The organism is Winogradskyella poriferorum (assembly GCF_050618035.1).
Taxonomy (GTDB): domain Bacteria; phylum Bacteroidota; class Bacteroidia; order Flavobacteriales; family Flavobacteriaceae; genus Winogradskyella; species Winogradskyella poriferorum_A.
In genome coordinates this window covers 1,078,944-1,090,589 of the sequence record NZ_JBODPY010000001.1, presented here as the reverse complement: position 1 = coordinate 1,090,589, position 11,646 = coordinate 1,078,944, and the positions used below count along the sequence as shown (strand labels likewise).

Genomic DNA, 11,646 nt, shown 5'->3' with positions numbered 1-11,646 from the left:
GGTACAGCATCATCGCAAACCTCTAAAGCTGTTGGTGGTACGACGACAGGTAATGCTATTACATTTAAAGTCAGCTCAGTTATATTGGTACATCCCGTTAGGGTATTTGTTAGTAATCCATATACGATCTGAGGATTAGAAATCGAATTGATATAAGGTGTTGTTATTTCATTGGTATTTGCATTGGCATCTGCTAAACTTTCATAAAAATTCACAGTCACATTTGCCTGTCCATTTATAACAATAGTTTCTTGCGTTGATAAATCGAAAATCTCCTGCCCATCGCCAGGATTATCGTAGTCACACAGATCATAGATTACTGAAATGGCATTTGGAATTGGATTGACAACTAATTGGAGTTCGGTAACTGCATGACAACCAGTAGCAATATCTTCAACTCTTACATAAACATCCTGTTGTACCGGAGTTGTATTTGTATAGTTGGTAGCTAATGGATTGTCTCCCAATTCTGCATCTGTCATATTAATATGATAACTAACCGTTAAGCCAACTAGTCCTCCTGTAATTTCCGCATCTTTCGAGCTTAAATCAAACAACGTTAACCCATCGATATTGTCATCACAAGCTTCTAAAGGTGTAGGATCGTTAATTATTGGTTTTGCAATAACCTCTAATAGTAGTTCGTTAGTATTAAAACATCCTGTAGTTAAATTTTGAAGTCTCACATAGACTAATTGATTGTTTGGGTTGGTATTAATAAACCCATCAAATATCTCATCAGTCTGATTTTGTGCTCCATCAAGACTTTCGTGATAGGGAACTAAAATATCTGTCTGACCTGCTAATATTTCATTTGTGTTGGTTGATAAAGGAAATTCCATAAATCCATCTCTATCATCATCACAATCTTGTAAAGGTGTTACCGCTACAATCTCAGGTAATGGATTACCAATTACGTTAAATAAAGTCGTGTCAAAACATTCTGGATGAAGAGGATCTTCCACCCTTACAAAAATCTCTTCTGAAACAGCATTTGTATTTGTATGGTTGGTTCCTAGTGCACCTACGTTATCATTTGCATCATCTTGACTTAAATGAAATGAAACATTAAAAACCATTGGATCTTGAGTCCCTAGTATATCATCAATTCTTAAACTCAAATTAAAGGTTTCAAAACCATCATTTGTGATATCATCACATAATGCTATATCTTCTGGTGTATTGGCTATTGCTTTTTGGTTAACAACCAAATTAAACACTGGATCTGTTGACGCAATAAAACAATTACCCTCTAATAAACTCTGTATTCTAACATAAATTGGTTGATCATCACTCGTATTGACATAATTTAAGGGTAGTGCTCCTACATTATCCTGCGCATCTGTGGCACTTAAATGATAAGTTACTTCAAAATCAGCACTATTCTGTGTTCCTAAAATATCGGCTGTTTGAATACTTAAATCAAACTCCTCAAATCCATCATTTGATTCGTCATCACAGACTTCAATATTAAGAACAGGATTAATTGTTGGTAAGTCTGATGTTGTTATTTCAAAAAATACAATATCATAACACGATTGCGTTACATCTGCTAACCTTGCATAAATTAATTGAGGATTTTCTGTATTTGTAAAATTTGTAGGTAAAGGGGAAATATTATCTATAGCATCTTGCTCCGATAAATGGTAAGACACCACAAAATCCATTGGATCTAAGCCTCCTAAAACATTATCATCATTTAATGATAAATCAAATTCTGCTGAACCTGTAGAATCGCATAGTAATAAATCCACAGCAGGACTTGCACTTGGACTCGGTATAAATTCAACAAAAATAGAATCTTCAGATAGGCAGTCTTGCGTAAATTCAACTTCAACAGAATATGTCCCCGTTTCAGTAACTGAAAGTGTAGATCCTGTTTCACCAGGTATTTCGTTTCCTTCAAAATACCAGGTATGATCAGCAGTTGAGACACCTGTATCTAATTCTACTGAATTCCCTCCACATCTAGCTGTACCTGCAGCAATAGTAATATCTTCACCTAAATCACCACCCAAGTCAAAACTACCTGCCTTTAAATAGACACCTGAGTCTAAAGACGTGTCTGAGGCATCAGCAATTACTAGTTTAATGGTATAGGTTTCACCTGGTGTAACTGGAGACTGAGCAGTAAAAACAGCTGTTCGTCCATCATAGCCAATTGGTGACCCTCCAACTGGCACATATTCCCCAAAAAACTCAGGATAAATAACATCATTTGGGCAATTATTATTAAAAGGATGAATATTGGTAACCAGTATAGGTGCATTAGTTCCAGGAACTACTGCAAGATTTGTTGTAGTACCAGCTGCATCAGTTAGTAGAAACGCAAAGGCATCAGAAAACGTGCACTCAAAACTACCCATATCGTATTCCTCTGAGGCCATTAAAAATTCAAAGCTTATATTATCAGCTAGAGGCACAAAATCAAATTGGATATACGTTGCGTTATTAGAAGTTATTCCTACTGCATTATTTAAATCATTATCACCTACCCAATCGAAGGAACCTGAGCTTTGACCACTCGCTTGATTAGGACCTGCACCAAAATCTGAATTCCCAGAAGAGAGGATAATCCCATCTTCAAATGGAAAATTAATCCCATCACTAAAAAAGTAACCAATTCCATTGGGTTCAAACTGGCTAACATCTGTACCTGTAAACCATTCGATATTAGAAACTTGTGCACAAGGGCTATTAATCAAAACATCTTGGACGAGTTGTTCTGGTGTAAAAATTTCTTGATCGACCACAACATTGGGCCCAAGTACAAAAACGGTAATCGTATCGGTACCTGTACAGCCCTGTGGATTATCATCTGTGGTCGTAAAGGTCACAGTATAAGTACCAGCGGTTAAAAAGGTATGTGAGACATTTGTACCATTCCCTGTATTTCCGTCACCAAAGTCCCATGAATAAGTAGCATTTGCACCGTCATCTGAAAAAGTCGCACTACCTGAAAAATCTACTGTATCACCAGGGACAATACTCACCACACCTGTTCCATTAGGTGTTGGAACCGTACTGTCTATCGTAGCTACTATATCCTGACATGCCGTTGCACAAAGAATATCTGCTTCCCAACCATCGAGCGTTCCGTCAGATGGATGCGAGACAAACTCTAGTGTTAAACAACCTGAAGCATTCGTGTCACTAGCACTAACCGTAAAGGCTCCGATAGGCCCTTGAAACGTCCCAAGTAAATTGGCCGTTGTATCGTCACCGTCGTAAATATTTAAAAAGTCTGGATTTAATCCAAGTTGAGTTGCGAAGGATAAGAAATCTAATATTATGAATTGCCCTGCATTCTCTGGACAAATGGTCGTTACAATATTTTCACCATTGCTATAATTAGCAAATTCACCACCCGAATCGTAAAATTTATCTGGAGCACATCTGTTGAATGTACCATTTTGCATGTTAATGTCTTGGGCATATCCAAAACTAGCAGAAATGAGAGTAAAGAGAATTAGTAATTTTTTCATTAAATAGCTTTTATTCCCAGTGCACATTCTAAATGAACCATTGGCGGGATACAATAAAAAGACCTATTGCCCTTCAGCTATCACTTTCTTTTTCCTTCGATTTTTTTATTGGACACGAAATTTAAACAAATTCTATCAATTAGCTTAAGAAAATAGTCACAAAACATAATGTAAGGGATGAACGTTTCATCTGTATATTTTTTATTTTTGCAAATAAAAATTATGGCTAGTACTAAAATCACCATACATACGACCTCTAATGATGCTATTCTTAAATTTGAGGCCGATCGTTTTTTAACAAATCACAATAGCTTTGAGTTTAATAATATTGACGAAGCCAAGGATTCTCCTTTGGCTCAACAGTTGTTCTATTTACCTTTTGTGAAAAAAGTATATATCGCTTCTAATTTCGTAGCAATTGAGCGTTATAATATCGTCGAATGGGAGGATGTGCAAGAGGAGGTTGCAAAGCAAATTGAAGATTACCTTTCTAATGATGGCATTGTTGTAACGGAAGAAGCTTCTAAACCAAAAGCCGCAGTAACCGTATATGCAGAAAGCACACCAAATCCAAATGCATTGAAATTTGTTTGTAACAAAGTATTGGTACCGAGCTTATACGAGTTTTCTTCAATTGAAGAAGCTAAACCTTCACCTTTTGCTACGGAATTGTTTCAGTTTCCGTTTATTAAGAACATTTTTATTGATAAAAATTATGTTTCAATCACGAAGTATGATGTTGTTGAATGGGATGAGATTACACTTCAGTTGAGAGAATTCATCAAATCCTATGTCGAACAAGGAAAGACTATTCTTAATGATGATGCGCCTCAGAAATTAGAAAAAACCGAGGAAGCCATAGAGCGTAAATTTGAAGCTTTAGATGATACTTCTAAAAACATTGTAAATATTCTGGAGGAATACGTAAAACCAGCGGTAGCGAGTGATGGTGGAAATATCGAATTTAAGTCTTACGATGAAAAGAGTAAGAAAGTCAGTGTGCTTTTGCAAGGTGCTTGTAGTGGATGCCCATCATCTACCTTTACCCTAAAGAATGGTATTGAAAACATGCTAAAAGAAATGTTAGGTGACAGTGCGATTACGGTAGACGCTATAAATGGATAAAAGGTAGTGACTCTTTATTTATTCTTGTGTCATAATGTAAGTAATAAAAAAAATAATCATTATGGCAGTATTAAAAGTAATTGAAGTATTATCTAACTCAGACAAAAGCTGGGAGGATGCAACACAAAAAGCAGTAAAAGAAGCTGGAAAAACCGTAAAGAATATTCGTTCGGTTTACGTACAAGATCAAAGTGCAATCGTTAAAGGGGACAACGTCACTGAGTTTAGAGTGAATTTGAAACTAACATTTGAAGTAAAATAATATTAATATTAAAAGACCGTACAAAGTAATGGATACACAAAAATGGATTGACGAAGGTTATAACTTAATAGTTGATTTTGGCCCAAAAATTATTGGCGCTATTCTCATATGGATCATCGGTAGTTGGGTGATAAGAGTTATTAAAAACGTATTAAAAAAGACACTTAACAAAGGTAATTACGATGAAAGTTTAAAGAAGTTTTTATTAAACCTTGTGAGTTGGGCATTAAAAGTTATTCTCATTGTAGTTATCCTTGGTACAGTTGGTGTTGAAACTACATCTTTTGCAGCCATATTAGCCGCAGCAGGTTTAGCTATTGGTATGGCACTGCAAGGATCTCTTGCCAACTTTGCTGGAGGTGTCTTAATTATGATATTTAAACCTTTTAAAATTGGTGATCTTATTGAAGCTCAAGGCGAAATAGGCGTAGTAAAAGAAATTGAAATCTTCACTACTAAACTTACTGGCATAACAAATCGTGAGATTATTATTCCAAATGGCTCATTATCTAATGGTAATATTATCAATTATTCTTCTGAAGGTACACGAAGAGTTGATTTAGTATTTGGAGTTAGTTATGATGCCAATATCAAAGAGACTAAAGAAGTCCTTTTGAATGTACTCACATCTCATGACAAAGTACTTAAGGATCCTGCACCTGCAGTTACTGTTTTAGAACTTGCCGATAGCTCAGTTAATTTTGCAGTAAGACCATGGTGTAAGGTAGAAGACTACTGGGATGTTTACTTTGACGTTACAGAGAATGTTAAGATTGAATTGGATAAAGCAGGAATTGAAATACCTTACCCACATCAGGTAGAAATTCAAAAGAAAGGCTAAGCTTTCTTTATGGCGATAAAATCCTTTAAATAATAAGGTTCAAAATAAGCGACATCTTCGGTGTCGCTTTTTTTATACTTTAAGTCTGCTAATCGGCCCATTTCATTTGCAGATGGTAATCTGTTCTCTATAAAATTAGCATTTGGATGATTGATTAGGCTTTTCGTTTTATCAACACCGCTTCCAATAAAATAGACTTTAGATTTATCTAGATACGTCTTAAAACTATCTTCCTCTAAAACCTCTGCTTTAATTTGGCGTACTTGATTCATTTTTGCATCAAATACAGAAGCATAGACTTCCATTCTACGCGCATCTAACATTGGAATTATATAGCCAGATTCTATTTCTAATTGTGAGGCAAGACTCTTTAAAGTATCTACAGCGATTAGCGGTTTATCTAAAGAATAACTCAACCCTTTTGCTGAGGACACACCAATACGCAATCCTGTATAAGAACCTGGGCCCTTACTAACGGCTATACCATCAATTGCATTGGGACTTATATCTGCTTTTAAAAATGCCTCTTTAATAAAAACATGAAGTGTTTCGGCATGTGAGTAGCTGAGACTATTATCCTCCATTAAAACCAAAGTCTCTCCATCTTTGGATAGAGAGACTGAACAATTGGTTGTTGCTGTTTCTATATTTAGTAATAATGCCATAGGCTAAATTACTATCTAATTAGATTCCTGTTCTGAATTATTTGTATTCTTATTTTTCTCCTGGATCATATCGCCAGGCTTTAAGGTTTTAGAAACTACGTTATAAGGTCCAGTAATAATTTTATCATTATCCTCTAAACCTGAAACGATTTCTATAGAAGAGTCATCCTGTATTCCGGTCTCAACAACTCTTAGCTTAGCTTTGCCTCCGTCATTAACAAAAACACATTCGAATTTCTGCTCTTCTTTTGGCTCATCACTTTCTTCTATATTCTTCTTAGTGTAAGATTTTTGGGTAGAGCTTGTGTCTGTTTTAATAACAATAGCACTAATTGGAACCGCAATCGCATTTTTTCTAACGTTTGTAATAATATCTACAGTAGCTGTCATACCAGGTCTAAACGGTGAGTAACTCTCTGGCTTACCTTCTGTAAGATCTTGGTAAGACTCCTCTAGGATTCTAACTTTAACTTTAAAGTTTGTTACCTGATCTGCAGCTAAATTTCCAGCAGCAGAGTTAGCAATCTCAGTTACAATTCCTTTGAATTCTTTCTTTAAATAGGCATCTACTTCAACAATAGTAGAATCACCAATATTTACTTTCACAATGTCATTTTCATTTACATCGACCTCAACCTCCATATTATTGAGATTAGCAACCCTTAAAATTTCTGTTCCTGCCATTTGTTGGGTTCCTACCACACGTTCACCTTCTTCTACATTCAACATAGAAATAGTACCACTCATTGGCGCATAGATTGTGGTTCTTGTTAAATTATCTTTAGCCTCGTTTACAGATGCCGCAGCACTTTGCACACTATAATATGCCGAACTTTTACCTGCTACAGCTGTTTCGTAATTGGCAATGGCTCTATCCCAATCTGCTTTAGAAATAACACCTTTATTAAAAAGTGACTTATTTCTATCATAATCTGCTTTTGCTTGCTTTAAGGTTGCTTCTGCTTGTTCTAAATTCGCTCTAACATTCTGATATGTCGCCTGCGATCTGTTTACGGCCGATTGAATTAAATCTGGATTTACTCGCACTAATAAATCACCTTTTTTAACTTCTTGACCTTCTTTAAACGGTAACTCTAAAATTTCACCAGAAACTTCAGATGAAATTTTTACCTCAACTTCTGGTTGAATCTTACCAGTAGCAGATACGGTTTCTACAATATCTTTAAGCGCAACTTCTTTTACAGTAACCTCTTTAAAGTTTCCTTGTTTGCCAAACCATCCCATTGATTTTCCCGCAACAAGCAGAATTAACACCAAAATGACGATTCCTACAATTATTTTTACTGTTTTACTCATAATTAAAATTTTAGTTCGGTTGCTGGAATACCGAAATATAGTTCAAGAACTTTCAACTTAAAAATATAATCATATTTAGATCTATTAAGTTCTATTCTTGCATTGTCATATCTTAACTTAGACTGGCTAAAGTCGAAAGCATTTGTTAAACCTACATCATATCTTTCCTTTGCATAAGAGTACGCAAGATCTTGCGATTCTACAGCTAATTGTGCCGCTTCATATGATTTTAAAGCACCTTTGGCATCAACGTATGCTTGGTATACTGTAGACTCTAAATCGAGTTCAGCCTGTTCTAGCTCAAATTTAGCACGCTCTAAACTTACACGGCTTCTTTGAACACTACTTTTAATATTAAATCCGTTTAAAATAGGAATGTTTAACTGTAAACCATAACCAATACCATCGTTTAAATACAACTGATCAACTAAAGGATCTGCAGGCACTTCGACTAAAGAGGTGTTAGGAAATTCTGAAACTACAGCCTCACCTGTTGATTGTACTACACCAATTTGTTGTGTAACTGTTGGGTTATCTGGATCTATTTGAGATACAACGCCTGGTGTATCCGCATATCTTGTGTTATAACCAAAAAATGCGCTTAACGTAGGATAATTTGCTCCTTTTGAAATCTGTAAATCTTTCTTCGCCAACTCAACATTTTGTTCTGCTATTTTAATTTCAGATCTATTGTCTTTTGCTGCCGCGATAATTTCTGCTATATCTCTTGATGCCACACCATCATCTACAATGTTATAACCTTCATCTTCGATATCGAAATTCTCATAATCTTTGATTAATAATAATTGTGCAAGACTAATTAACGAAATTTGAACACTGTTCTGCGCATTAATTATAGACTGTTGCTCACTAGCATCAGTCGCTTTAATTTCTAAAAGATCACCACGTGGAAGAGAACCTGCATCTACAAGCTCTTGTGTTCTTTCAATTTGCTCTTTTGTTACTTGATTCTGTGAAATTAGAACCTCAAGATTAGCTTTATTTAAAATTACTTGTAAATATCCGTTGGCAACAAATAATGAAATATCATCTTTCATTTTGTTAAGCCTATATTGACTTGACAATTTAGATATTTCGGCTCTTTGTAACTGTCTAAAGTTTCTTAAACCATCGAATAACGTATAGCCAACATTGATGTTACCTGAAGCAGATAAAAAGGTGGTTGTACGTGCATTATTTGTAATTGGATCAAAACTTAAACCTGTATTTTCAGAAACGCCAGCTCCTGCACTAATTCCTGGAACAAAGTTCCCTTTTGCAGTAAGTTTTTCGATTTCGGCAAGGTCTAAATCTAGCTCGCTCTGCTTAACAGAAATATTGTTTTCCAATGCATATTCAACACATTCCTTAAGGGTCCATTTCTTGTTTTGTGCTTGAGCAAATACTCCGATTAAAAGGACTATTATTATGATTGATTTTCTCATGATGTCTATATGTCTAGATAAATCTATTTGTGTTACAAAAAAATTAAATTAATTACGCGCTTAATATTGCGGTGGTCCCTGAAGTTGATTCCAAACCTTTATCTCATCCATTTCGGAAATACCTCCTTTGACTTCTACGTAAATGCCGTTACTTAAACCTAACTCAATACTACGTCTTTCAAATTTCTGATCGCCAACAGCAACTTCAACAAATGGTGCTTTGGTTTCAGGATCATATTGAACAAGCGCTTCCTTAATAGAAAGAACCTCAACTGCCTTGTCTAATATAATCGAAGCATTTGCGCTTAATCCTGCTCTAATAAAGGTTGAATCTATATTCTTAAGTGACCCTTTAATTTCAAACTGAATGGCACCATTCTCTTCAATTCCTTTCGGTGCTATATAATCTAAAACAGCGTCAAATTTTTCATTCTCAATTGCACCAACTGTAATTTCTAGTGGAAGACCTTCCTTTATTTTACCAACTTCACTTTCATCAACCTTACCTTCAAAAATCATCTTTTTTACATCAGCTAAAGACGCAATAGAGGTCCCTTCATTGAAGTTGTTGGCTTCAATGACTTGGTTTCCTTCCTTTACAGGCACATCTAAAACCATTCCTGCAACAGTGGCTCTTACTTGTGTTTGTGCGATACTACCAAGTCCAGAGGTTGTTCCTGTTTTGATAATATCATAATTTTGACGCGACTGCTGTAAGTTAATTCTAGATTGTTCAACCTGTTGTTTCGCCTGTAAATAGGTGTTATTTACTTGGTCGAATTCATTTGCAGCAATGACGCCTTTATCAAATAACTCTTTTTGACGATCATAAATGGATTTCTGAGTTTTAAAATTTATCTCAGCAGTCTCTAAAGCCGTTCTGTTAGAGGCAATATTATTTTTTGCACTTGTTAAGTTTGAAACATTTGGAATAACTCGAATCTGTGCGATTAAATCACCCTGATTCACATATTCTCCTGCCTCAATAAATACTTCTTCTATAACACCAGAAATATTTGGTTTAATAAGTACTTCTTCTTTTGGCACAATACTTCCTGTAGCGACAGTTTTAACTACAATGGTTTCTTTAGATGCTTTTTCTGTGGTATAGGTTATTGGGTCTTCTTGATTCTTTGCCCATAAATAATAAAGTGCTCCACTAAACACAACTACTATTAGTACTAAAACAATTACTGTTGTTGTTCTTTTCATTTTTTGATTAATTCTTTATAACGAAATTTAATTTTATTCAATTCTTAATGCATCCACCGGTTTCATCTTGGTTGCACTATTAGCAGGTATTAAGCCTGCCAATAATCCAGAGACCACTAAAATGATTAATGCCGTAAATACAACTTGCATACTAACGCTTGGGTTGGCGAAATTCTCCACTGGACCAATACTATCCAAAATTGTATTCATACCCCAAATCACCAACGCCGCAAAGGAGATGCCAGTCATACCAGATAAAATGGTTAGTATTAAACTTTCTTGTAATATTTGACCTTTAATGGTCCAAGGTGTTGCGCCTAAAGCGCGTCTTACGCCAATTTCTTTGGTTCTCTCCTTAACCACAATTAGCATAATATTACTTATCCCTATAATACCTGACATGAGTACCAATGCGCCCACAAAATAGCCTACAATCGCTAGGATATTAAATAATCCATTTATTCTCCCGAACTCCTTTGACAAATCAAAGTGACCAATAGCACGCTCATCATCAGGATGAATAGTATGTCTATTTCTCATTAAGGCAAATACGCGCTCCTTAACATCAGTAACACTCACCTCATCATTCGCCGTTATTGCCATCCAACCGACAATATCACCAAAATTAAATGCTTGATTAAACGTGGTAAACGGAATAAAAATGGTATTTGCTTCTTCCTCAGAGTCGCCTTGGCTATTTGTAATTTTAAAGGTCCCTACAACCATAAAATTTACACCATTAATTTTGATGTATGTTCCTATAATATCTTCACCCTTATCATATAATCCACCAACAACATCTGGCCCAATAACACAGACTTTTCTTTTAGCATCGATATCTGAATAACTTAAAAAGCGTCCTTGAAGAATATCCATTGGTTTTTGCTTAATAAATTCTGGATAATCCCCATAAATTTGAAATGCACCTGCCTTTGTACCTCTAATCACATTATTTGCACCTTGGTAACCTCCTAATTGATTTCTTGGTGACACATACTTTAATTCTGGGACTTCGGCTTTAATGGCTTCTACATCATTAATCTTATAGTTGAACCAACGTTGCTTTGGCAATCCTTTATAAGCTATAGAAGTACCTTGAGTCCACATAAACATAGAGTTGGTTGCAAAATTCCCAAATTCGGCAGTAACTCCGTTTCGCAATCCATTGGTTAAGGCTAGCAAAAGCACCAAAATGGTAATACCCCAAAACACTCCAAAAGCAGTAAGTAAAGTTCTTACTCTATTTGCATTAAGCGCTTCTAATATTTCTCCCCAACGGTCTTTGTTAAACATA

The 11,646-nt window shown here is 35.5% G+C and carries 9 protein-coding genes; 3 read left to right on the top strand and 6 right to left on the bottom strand.

What is annotated here, in order from left to right:
* On the bottom strand, window positions 1–3,485 hold a 3,485-nt coding region (locus tag ACRHOC_RS04810), incomplete at its 3' end, for a choice-of-anchor L domain-containing protein (protein ID WP_431157433.1).
* Between the two features lie 222 nt (window positions 3,486–3,707).
* Between ACRHOC_RS04810 and ACRHOC_RS04805 the strand changes: the two genes are divergently transcribed.
* The 3 genes from ACRHOC_RS04805 (at window position 3,708) to ACRHOC_RS04795 (ending at window position 5,713) form a co-directional block, all read left to right on the top strand.
* Window positions 3,708–4,610: a NifU family protein gene (locus ACRHOC_RS04805; protein WP_431157432.1), complete on the top strand. Its 903-nt coding sequence runs from the start codon at window positions 3,708–3,710 to the stop codon at window positions 4,608–4,610.
* Window positions 4,611–4,671: 61 nt separating this feature from the next.
* Window positions 4,672–4,872 carry a dodecin family protein gene (locus tag ACRHOC_RS04800; protein WP_431157431.1) on the top strand — a complete coding sequence of 67 codons (201 nt, stop codon included), beginning with the start codon at window positions 4,672–4,674 and terminating at the stop codon, window positions 4,870–4,872.
* A 28-nt stretch (window positions 4,873–4,900) separates the two neighbouring features.
* The gene (locus tag ACRHOC_RS04795) at window positions 4,901–5,713 is read left to right on the top strand and encodes a mechanosensitive ion channel family protein (RefSeq protein ID WP_431157430.1); all 813 of its coding nucleotides are present in this window, start codon (window positions 4,901–4,903) and stop codon (window positions 5,711–5,713) included.
* On the opposite strand, the gene tsaB is transcribed toward ACRHOC_RS04795, so the two are convergent.
* The 5 genes from tsaB to ACRHOC_RS04770 are packed head-to-tail and all read right to left on the bottom strand — an operon-like array spanning window position 5,710 to window position 11,645.
* On the bottom strand, window positions 5,710–6,378 hold the full coding sequence (gene tsaB / locus ACRHOC_RS04790) for a tRNA (adenosine(37)-N6)-threonylcarbamoyltransferase complex dimerization subunit type 1 TsaB (RefSeq protein ID WP_431157429.1): 669 nt from the start codon (window positions 6,376–6,378) through the stop codon (window positions 5,710–5,712). The genes ACRHOC_RS04795 and tsaB overlap by 4 nt on opposite strands.
* A 15-nt stretch (window positions 6,379–6,393) precedes the next feature.
* Complete coding sequence (locus ACRHOC_RS04785; protein ID WP_431157428.1) at window positions 6,394–7,695, bottom strand: efflux RND transporter periplasmic adaptor subunit; 1,302 nt, start codon at window positions 7,693–7,695, stop codon at window positions 6,394–6,396.
* A gap of 2 nt (window positions 7,696–7,697) precedes the next feature.
* Window positions 7,698–9,140, bottom strand: coding sequence for a TolC family protein (locus ACRHOC_RS04780; RefSeq protein WP_431157427.1), 1,443 nt, complete (start codon window positions 9,138–9,140; stop codon window positions 7,698–7,700).
* A gap of 60 nt (window positions 9,141–9,200) precedes the next feature.
* On the bottom strand, window positions 9,201–10,352 hold the full coding sequence (locus tag ACRHOC_RS04775; RefSeq protein ID WP_431157426.1) for an efflux RND transporter periplasmic adaptor subunit: 1,152 nt from the start codon (window positions 10,350–10,352) through the stop codon (window positions 9,201–9,203).
* A gap of 33 nt (window positions 10,353–10,385) precedes the next feature.
* Window positions 10,386–11,645, bottom strand: coding sequence for an ABC transporter permease (locus tag ACRHOC_RS04770; RefSeq protein ID WP_431157425.1), 1,260 nt, complete (start codon window positions 11,643–11,645; stop codon window positions 10,386–10,388).
* Window position 11,646 lies beyond the last annotated feature (1 nt).

Bases quoted from the DNA above. Each gene is read 5' to 3' on its own strand.
- ACRHOC_RS04805 (WP_431157432.1), top strand. From the start codon at position 3,708: ATGGCTAGTACTAAAATCACCATACATACGACCTCTAATGATGCTATT.
- tsaB (WP_431157429.1), bottom strand. From the start codon at position 6,378: ATGGCATTATTACTAAATATAGAAACAGCAACAACCAATTGTTCAGTC.
- ACRHOC_RS04770 (WP_431157425.1), bottom strand. From the start codon at position 11,645: ATGTTTAACAAAGACCGTTGGGGAGAAATATTAGAAGCGCTTAATGCA.
- ACRHOC_RS04800 (WP_431157431.1), top strand. From the start codon at position 4,672: ATGGCAGTATTAAAAGTAATTGAAGTATTATCTAACTCAGACAAAAGC.
- ACRHOC_RS04785 (WP_431157428.1), bottom strand. From the start codon at position 7,695: ATGAGTAAAACAGTAAAAATAATTGTAGGAATCGTCATTTTGGTGTTA.
- ACRHOC_RS04775 (WP_431157426.1), bottom strand. From the start codon at position 10,352: ATGAAAAGAACAACAACAGTAATTGTTTTAGTACTAATAGTAGTTGTG.
- ACRHOC_RS04795 (WP_431157430.1), top strand. From the start codon at position 4,901: ATGGATACACAAAAATGGATTGACGAAGGTTATAACTTAATAGTTGAT.
- ACRHOC_RS04780 (WP_431157427.1), bottom strand. From the start codon at position 9,140: ATGAGAAAATCAATCATAATAATAGTCCTTTTAATCGGAGTATTTGCT.